This is a genomic window from Frigoribacterium faeni, from assembly GCF_007988805.1.
In the GTDB taxonomy this organism is placed as follows: domain Bacteria; phylum Actinomycetota; class Actinomycetes; order Actinomycetales; family Microbacteriaceae; genus Frigoribacterium; species Frigoribacterium faeni.
In genome coordinates this window covers 92,304-113,116 of the sequence record NZ_BJUV01000005.1, presented here as the reverse complement: position 1 = coordinate 113,116, position 20,813 = coordinate 92,304, and the positions used below count along the sequence as shown (strand labels likewise).

Annotated in this window: 19 protein-coding genes; all 19 read right to left on the bottom strand. The window is 70.9% G+C overall.

Annotated features, from left to right (window positions below):
* Positions 1 to 11 precede the first annotated feature (11 nt).
* On the bottom strand, positions 12 to 926 hold the full coding sequence (gmk, locus tag FFA01_RS03935; RefSeq protein WP_146853213.1) for a guanylate kinase: 915 nt from the start codon (positions 924 to 926) through the stop codon (positions 12 to 14).
* Positions 914 to 1,786 (bottom strand): orotidine-5'-phosphate decarboxylase, encoded by an 873-nt coding sequence (gene pyrF / locus FFA01_RS03930; protein ID WP_146853211.1) that lies wholly within the window; start codon positions 1,784 to 1,786, stop codon positions 914 to 916. The genes gmk and pyrF overlap by 13 nt, the downstream gene beginning before the upstream one ends.
* Complete coding sequence (gene carB / locus FFA01_RS03925) at positions 1,783 to 5,058, bottom strand: carbamoyl-phosphate synthase large subunit (RefSeq protein WP_146853209.1); 3,276 nt, start codon at positions 5,056 to 5,058, stop codon at positions 1,783 to 1,785. The genes pyrF and carB overlap by 4 nt, the downstream gene beginning before the upstream one ends.
* A complete protein-coding gene (gene carA / locus FFA01_RS03920; RefSeq protein WP_146853207.1) occupies positions 5,058 to 6,227 on the bottom strand; it encodes a glutamine-hydrolyzing carbamoyl-phosphate synthase small subunit in 1,170 nt (389 codons plus the stop codon). Before carA ends, carB begins: the two co-directional genes overlap by 1 nt.
* Positions 6,224 to 6,742 (bottom strand): PH-like domain-containing protein, encoded by a 519-nt coding sequence (locus FFA01_RS03915; RefSeq protein WP_146853204.1) that lies wholly within the window; start codon positions 6,740 to 6,742, stop codon positions 6,224 to 6,226. Before FFA01_RS03915 ends, carA begins: the two co-directional genes overlap by 4 nt.
* Positions 6,739 to 8,106, bottom strand: a complete 1,368-nt coding sequence (locus tag FFA01_RS03910; protein ID WP_146853202.1) for a dihydroorotase — start codon at positions 8,104 to 8,106, stop codon at positions 6,739 to 6,741. The genes FFA01_RS03915 and FFA01_RS03910 overlap by 4 nt, the downstream gene beginning before the upstream one ends.
* Positions 8,103 to 9,059 (bottom strand): aspartate carbamoyltransferase catalytic subunit, encoded by a 957-nt coding sequence (locus FFA01_RS03905; RefSeq protein ID WP_146853200.1) that lies wholly within the window; start codon positions 9,057 to 9,059, stop codon positions 8,103 to 8,105. The genes FFA01_RS03910 and FFA01_RS03905 overlap by 4 nt, the downstream gene beginning before the upstream one ends.
* On the bottom strand, positions 9,056 to 9,628 hold the full coding sequence (gene pyrR, locus FFA01_RS03900; RefSeq protein ID WP_146853198.1) for a bifunctional pyr operon transcriptional regulator/uracil phosphoribosyltransferase PyrR: 573 nt from the start codon (positions 9,626 to 9,628) through the stop codon (positions 9,056 to 9,058). The genes FFA01_RS03905 and pyrR overlap by 4 nt, the downstream gene beginning before the upstream one ends.
* 104 nt (positions 9,629 to 9,732) lie before the next feature.
* The gene (gene nusB, locus FFA01_RS03895; RefSeq protein WP_146853196.1) at positions 9,733 to 10,143 is read right to left on the bottom strand and encodes a transcription antitermination factor NusB; all 411 of its coding nucleotides are present in this window, start codon (positions 10,141 to 10,143) and stop codon (positions 9,733 to 9,735) included.
* Positions 10,144 to 10,161: 18 nt separating this feature from the next.
* Positions 10,162 to 10,722 carry an elongation factor P gene (gene efp, locus FFA01_RS03890; protein ID WP_146853194.1) on the bottom strand — a complete coding sequence of 187 codons (561 nt, stop codon included), beginning with the start codon at positions 10,720 to 10,722 and terminating at the stop codon, positions 10,162 to 10,164.
* Between the two features lie 85 nt (positions 10,723 to 10,807).
* Positions 10,808 to 11,896: a 3-dehydroquinate synthase gene (gene aroB, locus FFA01_RS03885; RefSeq protein ID WP_146853192.1), complete on the bottom strand. Its 1,089-nt coding sequence runs from the start codon at positions 11,894 to 11,896 to the stop codon at positions 10,808 to 10,810.
* Entirely contained in the window at positions 11,893 to 12,408 is a 516-nt protein-coding gene (locus FFA01_RS03880) for a shikimate kinase (RefSeq protein ID WP_146853190.1), read from the bottom strand. The genes aroB and FFA01_RS03880 overlap by 4 nt, the downstream gene beginning before the upstream one ends.
* Entirely contained in the window at positions 12,405 to 13,610 is a 1,206-nt protein-coding gene (gene aroC, locus FFA01_RS03875; protein WP_146853188.1) for a chorismate synthase, read from the bottom strand. The genes FFA01_RS03880 and aroC overlap by 4 nt, the downstream gene beginning before the upstream one ends.
* A gap of 73 nt (positions 13,611 to 13,683) precedes the next feature.
* On the bottom strand, positions 13,684 to 14,976 hold the full coding sequence (gene mltG, locus FFA01_RS03870) for an endolytic transglycosylase MltG (protein ID WP_146853186.1): 1,293 nt from the start codon (positions 14,974 to 14,976) through the stop codon (positions 13,684 to 13,686).
* Positions 14,977 to 14,979: 3 nt separating this feature from the next.
* Positions 14,980 to 15,489, bottom strand: coding sequence for a Holliday junction resolvase RuvX (ruvX, locus tag FFA01_RS03865; protein ID WP_146853184.1), 510 nt, complete (start codon positions 15,487 to 15,489; stop codon positions 14,980 to 14,982).
* Between the two features lie 7 nt (positions 15,490 to 15,496).
* Complete coding sequence (gene alaS / locus FFA01_RS03860) at positions 15,497 to 18,166, bottom strand: alanine--tRNA ligase (RefSeq protein WP_146853182.1); 2,670 nt, start codon at positions 18,164 to 18,166, stop codon at positions 15,497 to 15,499.
* Positions 18,167 to 18,227: 61 nt separating this feature from the next.
* Positions 18,228 to 18,416: a hypothetical protein gene (locus FFA01_RS03855; RefSeq protein WP_146853180.1), complete on the bottom strand. Its 189-nt coding sequence runs from the start codon at positions 18,414 to 18,416 to the stop codon at positions 18,228 to 18,230.
* Between the two features lie 141 nt (positions 18,417 to 18,557).
* Entirely contained in the window at positions 18,558 to 19,187 is a 630-nt protein-coding gene (gene rpsD / locus FFA01_RS03850) for a 30S ribosomal protein S4 (protein WP_146853178.1), read from the bottom strand.
* A gap of 231 nt (positions 19,188 to 19,418) precedes the next feature.
* Positions 19,419 to 20,813, bottom strand: coding sequence for a replication-associated recombination protein A (locus tag FFA01_RS03845; protein ID WP_146853176.1), 1,395 nt, complete (start codon positions 20,811 to 20,813; stop codon positions 19,419 to 19,421).

The following is a 20,813-nucleotide window of genomic DNA, read 5'->3' as shown; positions in this document are numbered from 1 at the left end:
CGTGGCGTCGATCAGTCGCGCGGACGCGCGTCGTCGGACGCAGTCATCAATTCTACGACCTCGCGGGCCGCTTCGGCCACGTCGTGGTTGACGACCTTGACGTCGAACTCGTCCTGGGCCGCGAGTTCGACCTTCGCGGTCTCGAGTCGACGCTGCTGTTCGGCCGCGTCCTCGGTGCCGCGACCGATCAGCCGACGCACGAGCTCGTCCCACGTCGGGGGCAGGAGGAACACGAGGACCGCTTCGGGCATGGCGACTCGCACGAGGCGCGCGCCCTGCAGGTCGATCTCGAGCAGGACGCTCCGGCCCTCGTGGAGAGCCGCGTCGATCGGCGGACGCGGGGTGCCGTAACGGTACGAGTTGTGCACCGTCGCGTACTCGAGGAGCTCGCGGTCGCGGATCATGCGGTCGAACTCGGCGTCGTCGACGAAGTAGTAGTGCACGCCGTCGACCTCCCCGGGGCGGGGCGACCGGGTCGTGGCGGAGATCGAGAGATGCACGTCGGGGTAGTTGTCGCGGATGTGGGCCGACACCGTCCCCTTGCCGACGGCCGTCGGACCGGCGAGGACGACCAGGCGCGAGCGGAGCCGTCCGCGGGCCTCGCGGTGCGCCAGCCAGTCCCCCAGCGTGCGCCGCTGACGGACGCCGAGGCCGCCGACCCGCTTGGACTCGGCGATGCCGAGGTCGGACATGACCCGCGCGGCACGGGTCGGGCCGATGCCGGGGATGCTCGTCAGGAGCTCGCGGACCCGCAGGGTGGCCTCGGGTGCCGTGGGTTCGCCCGCCCAGGCGCTCTCGGCGACGTCGAGAGCCTGGCGGCTCCGGTCGGCCACGGCGGACTTGACGGCAGCGCGGGCCCGGCGGGCCGCCACGGCCGCTCGTGCGGCGGCGGCCCGGTCGACCGGCGGCGGGGTCAGACGAGGCATCGACGCACCTCGTCGACGTCGCGGCGGACGGCCTCGGCGAGACCCGGTCCGCCGTGCGCCAGCAGCGCGCGGGAGGCCGAGACGATGACCGAACGCGAGGCCGGGCCGAAGACGGCGCGGATGTCGGCGTAGCGAGCGCCCTGGTGCCCGAAGCCGGGAGCGAGGACGGGAGTCGTGGTCAGACGGTCGAGGTCGACCCCGGCGTCGGCCAGGTCGACGGTCGCGCCGAGCACCAGCCCCACCGAGCCGAACCGGGAGTCCCCGGCGATCTGGTTGTCGTGCAGCACGTCGTCGACGATACCGCCCGCGACCGTCGACACCGTGCCGTCGTCCGAGGTGCGGCGTGCGGACTGCGTGACCCGTGCCTCGGGGTTCGACGTCGCGCCGAGCACGAAGACGCCGGCTCCGGCGGCCCGGGCCCGGGCGATGAGACCCGTCATGGAGCCGAGCCCGAGATACGGCGAGACCGTCAGGGCGTCGACGCGGAGGGCCGAGTCGGCGGCGAACCAGGCGTCGCCGTAGGCGTCCATCGTGCTGCCGATGTCGCCGCGCTTCGCGTCGCCGACCACGAGCAGGCCCGCCGCGCGCGCGGCCGCGAGGACGTCCTCGAGCGCGGCGAACCCGGCCGAGCCCCACCGCTCGTAGAAGGCGACCTGCGGCTTCACGATGCCCGCCCCTCCTCGGACCGTCTGCTCGACGACCCGGAGCCCGAAGTCGCGGACGCCGGACGCGCCCGCCGTCAGGCGCCACTCGTCGAGCAGATAGGGGTGCGGGTCGATGCCCACGCAGAGCGGCCCGAGCCGGTCGAAGGTCTCGCCGAGCCGTTCGCCGAAGGGACGCGTCGTCGACGGGTCGGTCACCGGCGGGCCGCCCGGGCGAGCCCGTAGTCCTGGAGGCTCGTGACCTCGAGCTCGCTCTGCACCGCCTCGATGGAGGCGACGGCGGCGCCCAGCTGCGCGATCGTGGTGAAGAGGGCCTTGTCGGCCGCCACGGTGGCCGCGCGGATCTCGTACCCGTCGGCGCGCGCGGTCGAGCCGCTCGGCGTGTTGATCACGATGTCGACCTCGTCGGCGTTGATCAGGTCGACGACCGAGTGGCCGCCGGCGCTGAACTTGGCGACGGTGTCGGCCTTGATCCCGTTGCGGACGAGGATCGTCGCGGTGCCCTCGGTCGCGAGGATGCGGAAGCCGAGCTGCTGGAGACGCAGCACCGGGAGGACGATGGCCCGCTTGTCGCGATCGGCCACGCTGACGAAGACCGTGCCCGAGGTGGGCAGTCCGCCGTACGCGGCCGTCTGGCTCTTGGCGAATGCGCGCGGGAAGTCCCGGTCGATGCCCATGACCTCGCCGGTGGAGCGCATCTCGGGGCTGAGCACGCTGTCGACGACCTGGCCCTCCTTCGTGCGGAAGCGCTTGAAGGGCAGCACGGCCTCCTTCACCGAGATGGGCGAGTCGAGGGGCACGTCGGAGCCGTCCTGCGCCGGCAGCAGACCGCTGTCGACGAGGTCGCGCACGCTCTGCCCGACCATGATCAGCGACGCCGCCTTGGCCAGCGGGATGCCGAGCGCCTTCGACACGAACGGCACCGTGCGGCTGGCGCGGGGGTTCGCCTCGATGACGTAGAGCACGCCGGCGGCGATGGCGAACTGGACGTTCAGCAGGCCGGACACGCCGATGCCGCGCGCGATGGCGAGCGTCGCCTCGCGCACGCGGTCGATCTCGCCTCTGCCCAGGGTGACGGGGGGAAGCGTGCAGCTCGAGTCACCCGAGTGGATGCCCGCCTCCTCGATGTGCTCCATGATGCCGCCGACGTAGAGCTCGGTGCCGTCGTAGAGCGCATCGACGTCGATCTCGACCGCGTCGTCCAGGAAGCGGTCCACGAGCAGCGGGGCGTCCGGGCCGATGATGGCCTGGTCGCTCACCCGGACGAAGTAGTCGGCCAGCGAGGGGCTGTCGTAGACGATCTCCATGCCGCGGCCGCCGAGGACGTACGACGGGCGGACGAGCACCGGGTAGCCGATCTCCTCCGCGACGGCGACGGCGCTCTCGTAGTCGGTCGCGGTGCCGTTGCGCGGTGCCAGCAGCCCCGCCTCGTCGAGGATGCCCTGGAAGAGCCCCCGCTCCTCGGCGGAGTCGATGGCGTCGGGAGTCGTGCCGAGGATCGGGACGCCGGCGGCCTCGAGGCCCTTCGACAGACCGAGGGCCGTCTGGCCGCCGAGCTGCACGACGACGCCGACCAGCTCGCCGCTGGCGCTCTCCGCGTGCACGACCTCGAGGACGTCCTCGAGGGTGAGCGGCTCGAAGTAGAGACGGTCGCTCGTGTCGTAGTCGGTCGAGACCGTCTCGGGGTTGCAGTTGATCATGATGGTCTCGAAGCCGGCGTCGCTCAGGGCGAAGCTGGCGTGCACGCACGAGTAGTCGAACTCGACGCCCTGACCGATGCGGTTCGGACCGGAGCCGAGGATGATGACCTTGCGGCGGTCGCTCGCGACGACCTCGGTCTCGGTGTCGTAGCTCGAGTAGTGGTAGGGCGTCAGGGCCGGGAACTCCCCCGCGCAGGTGTCGACGGTCTTGAACACCGGGCGCACGTCGAGCTCGTGGCGGCGATCACGCACCTGCTGCTCGGTGAGAGCGCGGAGCTCGCCGATCTGGGCGTCGCTGAAGCCGTGGTCCTTCGCGAGCCGGAGGACGTCGGCGTCGAGCTCGGCGGCGGCGGCGACCTCGTCGGCGACCTCGTTGATCAGCACGATCTGATCGATGAACCACGGGTCGATCTTCGTCGAGTCGAACACCTGCTCGGCGGTCGCGCCGGCACGGAGGGCCTGCTGGACGGTGACGATGCGGCCGTCGGTCGGCGTGTGCGCCAACGCGAGGAGCGCCTCCTGGTCTCCGGGCTCGCCCTGCCAGTGGAAGCTCGACCCGCGCTTCTCGAGCGAACGGAGCGACTTCTGCAGGGCCTGGGTGAAGTTGCGGCCGAGGGCCATCGCCTCGCCGACGCTCTTCATGGTGGTGGTCAGCGTCGTGTCCGCCGCCGGGAACTTCTCGAACGCGAAGCGCGGCACCTTGACGACGACGTAGTCGAGGGTGGGCTCGAAGGAGGCGGGGGTCACCTTCGTGATGTCGTTCGGGATCTCGTCGAGGCGGTACCCGAGGGCGAGCTTCGCGGCGATCTTGGCGATCGGGAAGCCCGTGGCCTTGGAGGCCAGGGCGCTCGAGCGGGAGACGCGCGGGTTCATCTCGATGACGATCACCCGGCCGTCCGCCGGGTCGATCGCGAACTGGATGTTGCACCCGCCGGTGTCGACGCCCACCCGGCGGATGATGTCGATGCTGATGTCGCGCAGGTTCTGGTACTCGCGGTCCGTCAGGGTCAGCGCCGGGGCGACGGTGATCGAGTCGCCGGTGTGCACGCCGACCGGGTCGACGTTCTCGATCGAGCAGACGACGACCGTGTTGTCGGCCGTGTCGCGCATCATCTCGAGCTCGTACTCCTTCCAGCCGAGGATGCTCTCCTCGAGCAGGACCTCGGTGGTGGGGCTCTGGTGCAGGCCGTCCGTGACCATGCGGACCAGCTCGTCGCGGGTGTAGGCGAAGCCGGACCCGAGTCCGCCCATGGTGAACGAGGGGCGGATGACGAGCGGGTACCCGAGGTCCTCGGCGTACTCGACGGCCTGGTCGACGGTCGTGGCGATGTACGACTTGGCGACGTCGGCGCCGGACTCGAGGACGAGCTTCTTGAAGAGCTGGCGGTCCTCGCCCTTCTGGATCGCCTCGACCTTCGCGCCGATCAGCTCGACGCCGTGCTTGGCGAGGATCCCCTCCTCGTCGAGGGCGATGGCGGCGTTGAGCGCCGTCTGCCCGCCGAGCGTCGGCAGGATCGCGTCGGGGCGCTCCTTGACGATGATGGCCTCGAGCACCGCCGACGTGATCGGCTCGATGTAGGTGGCGTCGGCGAAGTCGGGGTCGGTCATGATCGTCGCCGGGTTCGGGTTGACGAGGATGACGCGGACGCCCTCCTCACGCAGCACGCGGCAGGCCTGGGTGCCCGAGTAGTCGAATTCGGCCGCCTGGCCGATGACGATCGGACCGGAGCCGATCACGAGGACGGAGTTGATGTCGGGGCGCTTGGGCATCAGTTGCTGCTTTCGATGTCGGAGCCGAAGTCGACGGCCTGGCCGTTCGTGCGGGCGACGACCGCCTCGCGGAAGCGGTCGAAGAGGTGGTTGCTGTCGTGCGGGCCGGCGGCGGCCTCGGGGTGGTACTGCACCGAGAAGGCCGGGATGTCGAGAGCGCGGAGACCCTCGACCACGTGGTCGTTCAGGCTGTAGTGGCTGACCTCGACGCGGCCGAAGCCGGCGGGCGAGTCGAGCACGCCCTCGATGGGGGCGTCGACGGCGAAGCCGTGGTTCTGACTGGTGATCTCGACGCGGTTGGTCGTCTTGTCGAGCACCGGCTGGTTGATCCCGCGGTGTCCGAAGGGCAGCTTGTAGGTGCCGAACCCGAGGGCCCGACCGAAGAGCTGGTTGCCGAAGCAGATGCCGAAGTACGGCAGGCCGTCGCGCAGCGCCCCCTGCAGCAGCTCGACCTGGGCGTCGCTCGCCGCGGGGTCGCCGGGGCCGTTCGAGTAGAACAGGGCGTCGGGGGCGAGCGCACGGAGCTCGTCGAGCGTCGTGGCCTGGGGCAGCACGTGCACCTCGAAGCCCCGCTGGGCGAGGTAGCGGAGGGTCGACGTCTTCACGCCGAGGTCGAGCACGGCGACCGAGCCGATGCGCTCGCCTTCGGCCGGCAGCACGTACGGCTCGACCGTCGACACCCGGCTCGAGAGGTTCAGGCCGCGCATGTCGTCCCCCGCGGTGACGAGGGCGAGCTGCTCGGCCGGGTCGAGATCGGCGTCGGGGCCGCTGAACACGCCGCCCTTCATCGAGCCGGCCTCTCGGAGGCGGCGGGTCACGGCGCGCGTGTCGATGCCGCGGATGCCGACGATGCCGTCGGCGACCAGCTGATCGTCGAGGCTGCCCTGGGCCCGGTGGTTCGACACGACGCGGCTGGCGTCGCGGACGACGTAGCCGGCGACCCAGATGCGGCGCGACTCGGGGTCGGTGTCGTTCACCCCCGTGTTCCCGATGTGGGGTGCGGTCATGACGACGATCTGCCCGGCGTACGAGGGGTCGGTGAGGGTCTCCTGGTAGCCGGTCATGCCGGTGGCGAAGACCGCCTCGCCGAGGGTGCGTCCGACCGCGCCGTAGGCGAGGCCGGTGTAGCGGGATCCGTCTGCGAGGACGAGGACGGCTTTTTCGGTCACGGGTTCTCTCCTGTGCTGGTTGCGGCCCGAGGGGCCGCGGGCATGAGTGCGCGGATCTGGTCGACGACGGCGGTGGGGTCGTCGGTGATGCGCAGGTAGGTGTCGACGTCGGTGTCGCCGAGGGACCAGGCGACGAGCACCAGCCCGCCCTCTTCGACGACGCGGTCGATGGTCCAGGTCGCCCGCCCGACGTCTCGGATCGAGGAGGCGCGGATCAGCTTGGCCGGTTCGCCCGCGATCTCGAGACGGACGCCCTCGGCGTGCACCGACACGACGGCGCGACCTCGGAAGCCGAGCCCGCCGATGACGATGCGGTCGAGCGGGTCGTCGGCGCGACTCGTGGCGACGTAGAAGCCGTCGGTCTCGACGAGGGCCGGGCCCAGGTCGTCCGGTGCGGCCTCGGGGAGTGCGATGTCGGCCTGACGGCGGCCGCGAGCCCGCCAGGACCGGGCCATCTGCCAGATCAGCAGCGCGAGCAGGACGAGGATGCCGAGTCCGATCCACCAGTAGATCACCGGCTCGTCGCCTCCGCCTGGTCGAGCGACCGGTGCGCCTGCACGGAGGCGGCCGCTCGTCCGATCGTCTCGGTGTCGACGACGGCGCCGTCGAGGACGGTCGCGTAGCCCTGATGGAACGTCGCCTGGACACGGCCCGGGAGCGTGCGCCCGAAGAAGGGCGAGTTCCGGCTCTTGCCCGCGAGGTGGTCGGGCGAGAAGGTGCGGGTCACATCTCGATCGTAGAGGGTGAGCTCGGCCGGCTCCCCCACGGCGAGCGGGCGCCCCTGGCCGGAGACCTGACCGATGGCGGCGGGGCCGCTCGACATGACGCGGGCGACGTCGTCCCAGCCGATGAGACCCGTCTCGACCATCGTGTGGTGCACGATCGACAGCGCCGATTCGAGACCCACCATGCCGTTGGCGGCGGCGTCCCATTCGCAGCACTTCGCCTCGGACGTGTGCGGGGCGTGGTCGGTCGCGACGATGTCGATGGTGCCGTCGGCCAGCGCCGCCCGCAGGGCGTCGACGTCGTCTCCGCCGCGCAGCGGCGGATTGACCTTGTACAGCGAGTCGTAGGTGGCGACGAGGTCGTCGGTGAGGAGCAGGTGGTGCGGGGTGACCTCGGCCGTCACGGCGATGCCGCGGGACTTGGCCCAGCGGATCACCTCGACGCTGCCCGCCGTCGAGACGTGGCAGACGTGCAGACGTGCCCCGACGTGGTCGGCGAGCAGGACGTCCCGGGCGATGATCGCCTCCTCGGCGACGGCGGGCCAGCCGGCGAGTCCGAGCTCGGCCGAGAGGGCGCCCTCGTTCATCTGGGCGCCGATGGTCAGGCGCGGCTCCTGGGCGTGCTGGGCGACGACTCCGCCGAAGCCCTTCACGTACTCGAGGGCACGGCGCATGAGCAGCGGATCGCTGACGCAGTGGCCGTCGTCGGAGAAGACCCGCACCGCCGCCCGCGACCGGGCCATGGCGCCGATCTCGGACAGGTGGGTGCCCTCGAGGCCACGGGAGACGGCGCCGATCGGGCGGACCGTCACGTACCCGGCGCGGTCGCCGAGGGCCTGGACCTGCTCGACGACCCCCGCCGTGTCGGCCACGGGAGAGGAGTTCGCCATGGCGTTGACCGCCGTGTAGCCCCCTGCCGCCGCCGCCCGGGACCCGGTGAGGACGGTCTCGCTGCCCTCGCCGCCGGGTTCGCGGAGGTGGGTGTGCAGGTCGACGAGCCCGGGGAGCGCCAGCAGCCCGTCGGCGTCGTGCACGGTGGCGCCGACCGCGCTGAGGCCGGAGCCGAGCTCGGTCACGATCCCGTCGCGGACGACGACGTCGGTGCGCCGGCCGTCGATCGTCTCGACGGCGCGGATCAGATGAGTGGTGGTCACAGGGAGTCCTCCCGGTCGCCGGCGAGTGTGAGGTAGAGCACGGCCATCCGCACGGCGACGCCGTTGGCGACCTGCTCTCGGACGGTGGACCGCGGCGAGTCCGCGGCCTCGTCGCTGATCTCGAGCCCGCGGTTCATCGGGCCCGGGTGCATGACGACGGTCGACTCGGGCAGCGCCCGGAAGCGCGCCGCGCTCAGCCCCCAGGACCGCGCGTACTCGCGGGCGTTGGGGAAGAACGCCTCGTTCATGCGCTCCTGCTGGATGCGCAGCATCATGACGACGTCGGGCCGGACCCGGGCGAGGGCCTCGTCGAGATCGAAGTGGACGTCGACGCCGAAGCGGCTGATGTCGACGGGGAGCAGCGTGGGAGGTGCGACGACGGTGACCTGCGCACCGAGCGTCCGCAGCAGCCAGGCGTTCGACCGGGCCACCCGCGAGTGCAGGATGTCGCCGACGACGACCACGCGCAGCCCGTCGAGGTCGCGGCCCCGACTGGCCGGCCCGTGGATGCGGCGGCGCATCGTGAAGGCGTCGAGCAGAGCCTGCGTCGGGTGCTCGTGCGTCCCGTCGCCGGCGTTCACGATGCCCGCCTCGACCCAGCCGCTGTCGGCGAGCACCTTGGGCGCACCGGAGGACGGGTGCCGGATGACGATGCCGTCGGCGCCCATGGCGGCGAGGGTCTGGGCGGTGTCCTTGAGCGACTCGCCCTTCGAGACGCTCGAGCCCTTGGCCGCGAAGTTGATCACGTCGGCGCTGAGCCGCTTCGCGGCGGCCTCGAACGAGATGCGGGTGCGGGTGCTGTCCTCGTAGAAGAGGTTGACGACGGTCGTCCCCCGGAGGGTGGGAAGCTTCCTGACCTCACGGGTGGAGACGTCGGCCATGTCCTCGGCGATGTCGAGGATGCGGAGGGCGTCCTCGCGTGAAAGGTCGGCCGCGCTGAGCAGGTGCCTCATGCGACGCCTCCGTCCGCCGACCCGTCGACCGGGTCCGCGCCTCCTTCGATGGCCACGAGCTCGTCGGCGTCCACTCCGGCGACGCGCACGAAGATGCGCTCGGAGGTCGACGTCGGCAGGTTCTTGCCCACGAAGTCGGCCCGGATCGGCAGCTCGCGGTGCCCGCGGTCGACGAGGACGGCGAGCCGGACGGCCCGGGGCCGGCCGAGGGAGCTCAGGGCGTCGAGCGCAGCCCGGATCGTGCGGCCCGAGTAGAGGACGTCGTCGACCAGGACGACCGTCTTGCCGTCGATCCCGTCGGCGGGCAGCGAGGTCGGGCGGGAGGCGCGGGTGGGCTGCCGACGCAGGTCGTCCCGGTACATGGTCACGTCGACCGACCCGAGCGGGACCGCCGTGCCCGAGATCGCCGTCAACGTCGCGGCGATGCGTTCGGCGAGGACGACGCCGCGGGTCGGGATGCCAAGGACGACGAGGTCGTCGGCCCCGCGGTTCGACTCGAGGATCTCGTGCGAGATGCGCGTCAGAGCGCGCGTGATGTCAGCCTGACTCAGCACGGTGCGGGTGCTCAATCGGACCCCCTTCCCCGCCTCTCTGGACGGAATTTAAAGGATGTCGGATGTCATGTCGTGCGAGGTCGGGCCCGATGGGCGACGGCCACGCGACGGGCCTCAGCCTAGCTGCTCGCGGCGATGCGACCGAGCAGACCGTTGACGAAGGTCGCCGAGTCGTCGGTGCTGAGCGACTGGGCCAGCTCGACCGCCTCGCTGATCGCGACGTGGTCGGGGATCTCGTCGTTGTGTCCGAGCTCCCAGATGCCGATGCGCAGGATGGCGCGATCGAGCGTGGGCATGCGGTTCAACGACCAGCCCTGGGAGTAGGTCTCGATCAGCTCGTCGATCTCGGACCGGTGGTCGATGACGCCCTGGACGATGTCGCGGGCGTAGCCCCAGCTCGAGTTGCGTTCCGGCTGGGCCATCGCTCGCGTCGTCTCCATGACGAGGGCGTCGGTCATGCTGATCTCGCGGATGTCGGCGACGTAGAGGACGTCGAGGGCGCGCTTACGCGCTTTGGTGCGGGCACTCACTGCGGTCGACGACCCCGACTAGCTGACGCGGCCGAGGTAGCTGCCGTCGCGCGTGTCGACCTTCACCTTGGTGCCGTTCTCGAGGAAGAGGGGCACCTGGATCTCGTAGCCGGTCTCGACCGTCGCGGGCTTCGTGCCGCCCGTCGAGCGGTCGCCCTGGAGGCCGGGCTCGGTGTACGTGACCTCGAGGATGACCGAGGCGGGGAGCTCGATGTAGAGCGGCGTGCCGTCGTGGAGCGCCATCTGCACGTTCTGGTTCTCGAGCATGAAGTTCTTGGCGTCGCCGACCACCGTGGCGGGCACGTTGATCTGGTCGTAGTCGCTGGTGTCCATGAAGACGTACCCGTCGGCCTCGGCGTAGAGGTACGTGTACTCGCGGCGGTCGACGTTCGCGAAGTCGATCTTCGTGCCGGCGTTGAAGGTCTTGTCGACGACCTTGCCCGACATGACGTTCTTCATCTTCGTGCGGACGAACGCGCCACCCTTGCCCGGCTTGACGTGCTGGAACTCGATCACGTTCCAGAGCTGGCCGTCGAGGTTGAGGACGGCACCGTTCTTGATGTCGTTGGTAGTCGCCATGCGCGCGTGATCCGTTCGGAGTCAGGAAGTGGACGGCCCGAAAGAGGCCATCGTCGAGTGTAGCGGACGCCCCGACGGGGTCGACCTAGGAGCCGATCTCCTGGTAGGCGGCGAAGAGGAGGCTCTGATCGGGCCCCTGGAGCACGACCGGCTTCCCGATCTCGTCGAGCACGATGAACCGCAGCATGCCGGCCCGCGCCTTCTTGTCGCGCTGCATGGTCGCGAGGAGGGTGTTCCAGCGGCCGAGCGGGTAGCTGACCGGCAGCGTGAGCGATTCGAGGATGCGACGGTGCCGGTCGACCGCCTCGTCGGAGAGGCGCCCCGTGAGGCGCGCGAGCTCGGCGGCGAACACCATGCCGACGGACACGGCCGCGCCGTGCCGCCACTGGTAGCGCTCGGCGTGTTCGACGGCATGACCGAGGGTGTGACCGTAGTTGAGGATCTCGCGCAGACCCTGCTCGGTGAGGTCCTCGCCGACCACCCGGGCCTTGAGGGCGATCGACAGCTCGACGACGCGGCGGAACTCCGCCGTCGCGGGGTCGGTGGCGCGGTCGACGTCGGCCTCGATGATGTCGAGGATCTCGGGTTCGGCGATGAACCCCGCCTTCACGATCTCGGCGAAGCCCGCGAGGATCTCGTTCTTCGACAGCGTGTCGAGGTGGTCGAGATCGGCCAGCACGGCGATCGGCGGGTGGAACGCGCCGACGAGGTTCTTGCCCTCGGCGGTGTTGATGCCCGTCTTGCCGCCGACGCTGGCATCGACCATGCCGAGCACGCTCGTCGGGATCTGCACCAGGGCGACCCCGCGCAGCCAGGTCGCCGCCACGAAGCCGGCGAGGTCCGTGATGGCTCCCCCGCCGAGGCCGAGCACGACGTCGGTGCGGGTGAAGTCGGCCTGACCCAGCACCTGCCAGCAGAACGCGGCGACCTCGACGCGCTTGGCGTCCTCGGCGTCGGGCACCTCGGCGATGATCGCCTCGTACCCCGCCTCGATCAGGGTCTCGCGGACGTCGTTCGCCTTGCGCCCGAGCGTCGGCGCGTGCACGATGAGCACCTTCTTCGCCTGCGGAGGCAGGAGCCCGGGGAGCTCGCGCACGAGACCGCGCCCGACGAGGACGTCGTAGGGGGCGTCGCCGCCGACCCGGATGGTCGTGGTGGGGGTCGCGTCGGTCATGCGGTGCCTCTTTCGGTGTCGAGCCAGGTGACGATGTCGTCGACGACGGCCGAGACCGGCCGGTGGGACGTGTCGACGACGACCGAGGCGAGCTCTCGGTAGACGGGGTCGCGGTCGGCGGCGATCGCGCGCCACGCGTCGATCCCGCCGCGCTGGAGGAGCGGACGGGAGCTGCCGGCCAGGCGCGCCTCCACGGCCTCGGGCGAGACCGTGAGGAGCACGACCGGGAGAGGAGCCAGGGAGGCGCGGGTCGTCTCGTCGAGGACCGCTCCCCCGCCCAGCGACACGACGCCGTCGGAGGCGAGGGCGTCGGCGACGGCGTCGCGTTCGAGTTCGCGGAAGTGCTCCTCGCCGTGGCCGGCGAAGAGATCGGCGATGGGCCCGTGGCGCTGCACCACGATGCGATCGCTGTCGCGGAACGCGACGCCGAGACGTCGGGAGAGCTTCTTGCCGATGCTCGTCTTGCCCGCGCCCATCGGGCCGATCAGGACGACCGGGCCCGGGGAGGTCACTGGTCGGCGGACGCCGGCTGAGTCCGCAGGTTCTCGGGGATCGCGGCGAGGTAGCCCTGCAGGTTGCGTCGGGTCTCGCCGAGCGAGTCGCCGCCGAACTTCTCGAGCACGGAGTTGGCGAGCACGAGCGCGACCATCGCCTCGGCGACGACGCCCGCCGCCGGGACGGCGCAGACGTCGGAACGCTGATGATGCGCCTTGGACTCCTCGCCGCTGGTGACGTCGATGGTGGCCAGGGCACGGGGGACGGTGGCGATCGGCTTCATTCCGGCGCGGACGCGGAGCACGGTACCCGTGCTCATGCCGCCCTCGGTGCCGCCGGCACGGTCGGTGTCGCGTGAGATGACCCCGCCGGTGCGGTGGAGCTCGTCGTGGGCGACGGACCCGCGCCTCCTGGTGGTCTCGAAGCCGTCGCCGACCTCGACCCCCTTGATGGCCTGGATGCCCATGAGCGCCGCCGCGAGCTGCGAGTCGAGTCGGCGGTCCCAGTGGACGTGCGATCCGAGCCCCGGGGGGACGCCGTAGGCCAGCACCTCGACGACGCCGCCGAGCGTGTCGCCGTCCTTCTTGGCCGACTCGACCTCGTCGACCATGCGCGCGCTGGTGGCCTCGTCGAAGCAGCGCAGCGGATCGTCATCCAGCCGGTCGACGTCGGAGGGGACGGGGACGGGCGCGCCCTCGGGCACGCGGACCGGCCCGATCGACAGGGTGTGGCTGACCAGCTCGATGCCGAGCTCGGCGAGGAACGACCGGGCGACGGCGCCGAGGGCGACGCGCGCGGCGGTCTCTCTGGCGCTGGCGCGCTCGAGGATCGGCCTGGCCTCGTCGAAGTCGTACTTCTGCATGCCCACGAGGTCCGCGTGACCCGGACGCGGGCGCGTGAGGGGCGCGCTGCGCCCCCGCGACGCCTCGCTGACCTCGACGGGCTCGGGGTTCATGACCTCGACCCACTTCGGCCACTCGGTGTTGCCCACCCGGATGGCCACGGGGCTGCCCATCGTGAGTCCGTGACGGACGCCGCCGGACAGGTGCAGCTCGTCCTGCTCGAACTTCATGCGGGAGCCGCGACCGTAGCCGAGCTTGCGGCGCGCGAGATCCGCGCGGAGGGCGTCGATCGAGACGGGCACCCCCGAGGGCAGCCCCTCGAGGACGGCGATGAGCTCGGGGCCGTGCGATTCCCCTGCGGTCAACCAACGAAGCATGGGGACAATCCTCCCACAGCGTGAGCGCGCCCCCGGTCGTCGACCGGGGGCGCGCTCACGGCGGTGCGATCGCCTACTGGTACTCGGGGTGCTCGCGCATCCAGGCCTGCCACTGGGCGACGGCCACCTGATGCTCGGCGAAGGTCGTCGAGAACGTGGTCTCGCCCGAGTCGAGGTTCACCGTGACGAAGTACAGCCAGGTGCCGTCGGCGGGGTTGACGGCCGCGTTGAGCGCCAGGTCGCCGGGGTTCGAGATCGGCCCGACGGGCAGCCCCTCGTGCACGTAGGTGTTGTAGAGGTTCGAGGCGTCGCCGCGCTCCTCGTCGGTCGTGGTGACCCGATGGGTGTTGCCCGTCCCGTACGCGACCGTCGCGTCCGACTGCAGGAGCATCCCGTCGTCGAGGCGGTTCTGGAAGACCCGGGCCACCTTGGGGTAGTCGGCGGCGAGTCCGGCCTCCCGCTGGACGATGGAGGCGAGGGTGATGACCTTCTCGTAGTCGGCCGGCTGGACGCCGAGTGCCGTCAGTCGTGCCACCTGGGTGTCGACCATCAGCTGCAGGTATCCGTGCGCGTCGAGCGTCGGGTCGAGGTCGTAGGTGGCGGGGAACAGGTACCCCTCGAGGGAGGTGGCGGACGCCGGCAGCCCGAACGAGGCGGGATCCTGCGCTGCGGCGGTGATCTGGTCGACGGGGATGTCGGTCGCCTGGGAGAGCAGACTGTAGATGTCGACCGCAGCCGTCCCCTCGGGGATGACGAGGCGGTTGACGATCCGATTCGCGTCGTCCTGCAGGGCGTCGATCGCGGACTGCGCGCTCATCTCCTGCTGCAGGGAGTAGGTGCCGGGCTGGAACGTCAGGGTGGTGTCGGCGAGGAGGATCGCGTACGCCGCCTCGTAGCTCTTGGTGACGCCGCTGTCGGCGAGGTTCGCCGCGATGTCGGAGCCGACCTGGCCGTCGACGATCGCGAAGTCGACCTCCGTGCCGTTGCCGCCACCGGTGAAGTCGGCGGGGGCGTCGTCGCCCGTGATCTTGGCGACGAGGGGCGCGACGGCGCCCCAGGCGGCCACGACGCCGGCCGTCCCGCCGGCGAGGACGACCACCAGGATCGACACGAGGATGATCGTGCCCCGGTGACGGCCCTTCGGACGGGGCTCGTCGGATCCGCGTCCACGGCGGGTGCGCGGCTCGCGCTCCGCTCGGGGAGCGGGCGTCCGCTCGCGCTCACGCTGCTCGCGCCGGGTCGAGGCGACCTGCCGGTCGACGGGCGGCGCCTCGTCCGTCGGAGGATCCGCGTCCGCGGAGCGTCTCGGCGGGTCGGTGCTCGGCTGGGACGAGAAGATGTCGTCCCATTGGGGGTCGTCGGCCACGAATCAACGTCCTTCGTCGGTGTCGGGTTCGGCTCCGCCGCCCTCATCGGCGTCGGGGGCGCTCACGAGCTGACCGGGTGGGCGACCACTCGATCGCTCGAGGTCGAGCGCATGCTGGACGATGATAACAGCGGCCACTTGATCGATGACGGATCGTTGTCTCCTGCCCTTGCGTCCGGAGGCGCGGAGTGCACCCTGGGCGCTGACGGTAGACAGGCGCTCGTCCACCAGGCGGACGGGGACGGACGAGGCCGCGGCCAGGGCGTCGGCGAAGTGCCGGGCGTCCGCCGTCGACGGCGTGTCGCGTCCCGACAACGACAGCGGGAGCCCGACCACGATCTCGACGGCCGCGAGCTCGACGGCGTGGCCGACGATCGTCGCGACGTCGTCGGATCCCGAGGAGGCGCGGGGCACGGTCTCGACGGGCGTCGCGATCATCCCGTGCGGGTCGGTCCGGGCGACGCCGATGCGGGCCCTGCCCACGTCGACGCCGATCCGGACGCCTTCTCGCATGCGGGACTCAGCCCCGCAGGGCGGCGACGATGCCGGCCAGCGCCTGCGGGATGGCTCCGACGTCCGAACCGCCGCCCTGGGCGAGGTCGTCCTTTCCGCCTCCGCCCCCGCCGAGCACGGCGGCCGCGCCCTTGGCGAGCTGACCGGCGCGAGCGCCGGCACCTCGTGCGGACTCCGTCGTGGCCACGATCACCGCGGGCTTGCCCGAGACGTCGGCGGCCAGCGCGACGACCGACGCGGAGTGGGAGCCGAGTCGCTCACGGACCGACGTCACGAGGGAGCGGAGGTCGTCGGTGGAGCGGAGGGCCCCGACGGTCTGCGCCACGACCGTGAGGTCGCCGATCGTCGTGGCGGTCTCGAGGAGGGCGGGCACGCGGGTGGACAGCTGGGCGCGCTCGAACTCGGCGATCCGCTTCTCGGCCGACTTGAGGTTGGCGACGAGGTCCCCGACGCGATCGGCGAGCTGCTCGCGCGGCGCCCGCAGCGATGACGTCAGCTGCGCCACGATGGCCCGCTCGCTGGCGAACTCCCGGAAGGCGTCGAGCCCGACCAGCGACTCGACGCGACGGTTGGTCGAGCCGACCGACGTCTCGCTGATGAGGTTGATGAGTCCGACCTGCGAGCTCGAGCCGACGTGGGTCCCGGCGCAGAGCTCGCGAGACCAGGGGCCGCCGATGTCGACCATGCGGACGGTCTCGCCGTACTTCTCGCCGAAGAGCGCCATGGCGCCCATCGACCGCGCCTCGTCGAGGGCCAGTTCCCGGGTCACCACGGGCAGGTCGTCGCGGATGGCGTTGTTCGCGATCTCCTCGATCTCTCCGCGCGTGGCCGGGCTGAGCGCCTGGTTCCAGTTGAAGTCGAGGCGCATGTAACCGGCCTTGTTGTACGAGCCGGCCTGGTGCGCCTCCGGTCCGAGGACCTCGCGGAGCGCGGCGTGGATGAGGTGGGTCGCGGAGTGCGCCTGCGTCGCTCCTCGTCGGTAGACGGGGTCGACCACGCTGGTGGCGGAGTCGCCCACCCCCACCTCGCCGGAACGGACCTGGACCCGGTGGCTGATCAGCCCCTTGACCGGCTTCTGCACGTCGAGCACCTCGAGGTCGAAGCCGGCCCCGACGATGGTGCCGGCGTCGGCGTCCTGGCCGCCGGACTCGGCGTACAGCGAGGTCTCGGCGAGGATGACCTCGGCGATGTCGCCCGCGACGGCACGATCGGCGGAGACGCCGTCGACGATGATGCCGAGCACCCGGGTGGGCGTGTCGAGCACGTCGTAGCCGGTGAAGACCGTCTCACCCTTGGCGCGGAAGTCGCTGTAGACGCTGAGATCGGCCAGCGCCACCTTGCGCGACTTGGCGTCGGCCTTGGCGCGGGCCCGCTGCTCGGACATGAGCGAGTCGAACGCCGAACGGTCGACGTCGAGTCCGTTCTCCGCGGCGATCTCGAGGGTGAGGTCGATCGGGAAGCCGAACGTGTCGTGCAGCAGGAACGCGGTGTCCCCCGCCAGGCGCGGTGTCGCCCCCGTGGACGACGCACGGGTCGTCACGACCGCCTCGTCGAGGATGGTCGTCCCGGCGGCGAGCGTCCGGAGGAAGGTCTCCTCCTCGGCGTAGGCGAGACGGGAGATGCGGTCGAAGTCGGTCTCGACCTCGGGGTACGCCGACTTCATCGCGTCACGCGACTCGGGGAACAGCTGCGGGAACGTCGCCCCTTCGACTCCGAGCAGGCGCATGGAGCGCACGGTGCGACGGAGGAGCCGGCGCAGGATGTAGCCGCGACCCTCGTTGGACGGTCGGACGCCGTCGGACATCAGCATGAGGGAGCTGCGGACGTGGTCGGCGATGACGCGCATCCGCACGTCGTCGTCGTGGACCGCTCCGTACCGGCGACCGGAGAGCTCGGCCGCCTTGTCGAGCACCGGCCGGACCTGGTCGATCTCGTACATGTTGTCGACGCCCTGCTTGAGGAACGCGACGCGCTCGAGGCCCATCCCGGTGTCGATGTTCTTGTTCGGGAGCTCGCGGACGATGTCGAAGTCGACCTTCGATCGCACGTTCTCGATCTGGTACTGCATGAACACGAGGTTCCAGATCTCGACGTAGCGGTCGTCGTCGGTCGCCGGTCCCCCGTCGGCGCCGAACGCCGGACCGCGGTCGAAGAAGATCTCGGAGCACGGGCCGGCCGGGCCCGGCTGCCCGGTGTGCCAGTAGTTGGTGTCCTTGCCGAGCCGCTGGATCCTCTCGTCGGGCAGGCCCGCGATCTTCTTCCAGAGGGCGATGGCCTCGTCGTCCTCCTCGTAGACGGTCACCCAGAGGTCGGCGGGGTCGAAGGCCAGCCCCCCGGCCTCCTCGCTCGACGTCAGGAGCTCCCAGGCGTACCCGATCGCCTCCTCCTTGAAGTAGTCGCCGAACGAGAAGTTGCCGTTCATCTGGAAGAACGTGCCGTGGCGGGGCGTCTTGCCGACCTCTTCGATGTCGTTGGTGCGGATGCACTTCTGGACGCTGGTCGCTCGGGGGTACGGGGTCGGGACGAGACCGGTGAGGTACGGGATGAACGGGACCATGCCCGCGACCGTGAAGAGCAGGCTGGGGTCGTCGCTGACGAGGGAGGCGGAGGGGACCACGGTGTGGCCTCGGTCTCCGAAGTAGTCGAGCCAACGGCGGCGGATCTCGGCGGTCTGCATGGTTCTCCGGGTGGGTGATCGAGGTGGTGGGGCGACGAGGAGGCGCGGAGCGAGCGGGCGGTCAGCTCGCGTCGTCGGAACGCAGCTCGGCCTCCCGGGCGCGGTACCCGTCGACGACGGCGGCGCGGAACGAGGTGAGGCTGCCGTCGAGCCCGCCGAAGAAGCGGCGGCCGCTGGGCGTCTTGTTGTACTGGTGCGCCAGGGCGAAGCCGGCGACGACGCCGACGGTCAGCAGGATCAGGCTCTTCACGGGGACTCCTCACGGATGTCGTGCGGACGGCGCACGGGACGACACGTCAGCTTACCCGCCTGCGCGGCACGGTCCGCCGACGACGAAGGGAGCGCGCCACGGATCGTGGCGCGCTCCCTCGGAGTGCTGTCGTGCGGGTGACTAGCGGGCGGCGTAGTACTCGACGACGAGCTGGACCTCGCAGGTGACGGGGACTTCGACGCGCTTCGGGCGTCGCACGAGGCGGGCCTGCAGCTTGTCGATCTCGACCTCGAGGTAGCCGGGGACCTTGGGCAGGACGTCGACGTGACCGCCGGCGGCTGCGACCTGGAAGGGCTCCATCTTCTCGCTCTTGGCCGCGACGTGGATCATCTGACCGGGCTTGACGCGGAACGAGGGACGGTCAACGAGCTTGCCGTCGACGAGGATGTGACGGTGCACGACCATCTGGCGGGCCTGGGCCGTGGTGCGGGCGAAACCGGCACGCAGGACCAGCGCGTCGAGACGCGTCTCGAGGAGCTCGACCAGGTTCTCACCGGTCAGGCCGGAGGCCTTGCGAGCCTCGTTGAAGACGATCTTGAGCTGAGCCTCGCGGATGCCGTACTGGGCGCGCAGGCGCTGCTTCTCACGCAGACGGACGGCGTAGTCGCTGTCCGCCTTGCGCTTGGTGCGACCGTGCTCGCCCGGAGCGTACGGACGCTTCTCGAGGTAGCGTGCGGCCTTCGGGGTCAGGGCGATGCCGAGGGCACGCGACAGACGGGTCTTGCTGCGGGTACGTGACTTGGTGGACACTTGTTCCTTTTTCTTGTCGGAGGTTCGTCATGGACCGCCCCAGCGCGCGAGCGCCGAGCGGCGTAACAAGAGGGGTGAGTGCCGCGGTGGCGACCGGCTACAGGTCGGCTCACCTTGATCGGGTCGTCGTCAGCAGCCGCGCGTCGACGCCCGAGAACAGGCAACCCCACGAGCATACAGGACGAACCGGGCCCATGCGAAGCGCCTGGAGGACGCGTGTCGCGACCGGGATCAGTGGCCGCGGGTGATGCGTCGGAGCTTCTCGAGTCGGGCGGCGACGTCGCGCTCGTTCCCGTTCGCGGTGGGATCGTAGTACTCGTGCCCGACGAGCTCGTCGGGCAGGTACTGCTGCTCGACCACGCCGAACTCCGAGTCGTGCGCGTAGCGGTAGCCCTTGCCGTGCCCGAGGCGCTTCGCCCCCGGGTAGTGCGCGTCTCTCAGGTGCTTCGGCACCCGGCCGGCCTTCCCGGCCCGGACGTCGGCGATCGCGGCGTCGAGCGCGGAGTACGCCCGGTTCGACTTGGGGGCGGTCGCGAGGTAGACGACCGCCTCGGCGAGCGGGATGCGGCCTTCGGGCATCCCGATCATCTGGACGGCCGTCGCGGCGGAGACGGCGACCGTCAGGGCGTTCGGATCGGCCATGCCGATGTCCTCTCCGGCCGAGACGATGACCCGTCGACAGATGAAGCGCGGGTCCTCCCCCGCCTCGATCATGCGGGCGAGGTAATGGAGAGCGGCGTCGACGTCGGAGCCCCGGATCGACTTGATGAACGCGCTGATGACGTCGTAGTGCTCGTCGCCGTTCCGGTCGTAGCGCAGCAGCGCCCGGTCGACCGATTGCGCGACCGTCTCGGCGGTGATGATCGGGCGGGCGTCGTCGGGATCGTCGTCGTACTCGGCGTCGGGATCGTAGTCGGCCCCGGCGTCCGCCCCCTGCTCGGACGGAGGTCGCAGGCTCGCGGCCGCCGCCGACTGGGCGGAGGCCTCGAGGGCCGTCAGCGCACGGCGCGCGTCGCCCGAGGCGAGTCGCACGATCGTCGCGAGGGCCTCGTCGTCCAGGACGACGGTGTCTCCGAGCCCGCGCGGGTCGTGCACGGCTCGTCGCACCAGGTCGCCGAGATCGTCGTCGCTGAGCTGCTCGAGGGTCAGCAGCAGCGACCGGGACAGCAGAGGCGTGATGACCGAGAACGAGGGGTTCTCGGTGGTCGCGGCGATGAGGATCACCCAGCCGTTCTCGACGCCGGGCAGCAGGGCGTCCTGCTGCGCCTTGGTGAACCGGTGGATCTCGTCGAGGAAGAGGACGGTGGTGGTGCCGTAGAGGTCGCGGTTGGTCAGCGCCTTCTCCATCACCTGACGGACGTCCTTCACCCCGGCCGTGACCGCGGAGAGCTCGATGAACTGCCGGCCCGAGCTGTGCGCGATGGCCTGGGCGAGGGTGGTCTTGCCGGTGCCCGGAGGCCCCCACAGGATGACGGAGACCGCACCCTGCTCGCCCGAGACGTCGGAGGCCAGGGTGACGAGGGGCGATCCCGGGCGGAGGAGGTGCCGCTGCCCGGCGACCTCGTCGAGGCTGGTGGGGCGCATGCGGACCGCGAGTGGGGTCGAGCTCTGCGGGAGCGGGCTCAT

Excerpts from the sequence above, each read along its gene's own strand:
- carB (WP_146853209.1), bottom strand. The coding sequence starts at position 5,058 with ATGCCCAAGCGCCCCGACATCAACTCCGTCCTCGTGATCGGCTCCGGT.
- FFA01_RS03845 (WP_146853176.1), bottom strand. The coding sequence starts at position 20,813 with ATGAGCCCGCTCCCGCAGAGCTCGACCCCACTCGCGGTCCGCATGCGC.
- gmk (WP_146853213.1), bottom strand. The coding sequence starts at position 926 with ATGCCTCGTCTGACCCCGCCGCCGGTCGACCGGGCCGCCGCCGCACGA.
- FFA01_RS03905 (WP_146853200.1), bottom strand. The coding sequence starts at position 9,059 with ATGAGGCACCTGCTCAGCGCGGCCGACCTTTCACGCGAGGACGCCCTC.
- alaS (WP_146853182.1), bottom strand. The coding sequence starts at position 18,166 with ATGCAGACCGCCGAGATCCGCCGCCGTTGGCTCGACTACTTCGGAGAC.
- aroC (WP_146853188.1), bottom strand. The coding sequence starts at position 13,610 with ATGCTTCGTTGGTTGACCGCAGGGGAATCGCACGGCCCCGAGCTCATC.
- aroB (WP_146853192.1), bottom strand. The coding sequence starts at position 11,896 with ATGACCGACGCGACCCCCACCACGACCATCCGGGTCGGCGGCGACGCC.
- efp (WP_146853194.1), bottom strand. The coding sequence starts at position 10,722 with ATGGCGACTACCAACGACATCAAGAACGGTGCCGTCCTCAACCTCGAC.
- ruvX (WP_146853184.1), bottom strand. The coding sequence starts at position 15,489 with ATGCGAGAAGGCGTCCGGATCGGCGTCGACGTGGGCAGGGCCCGCATC.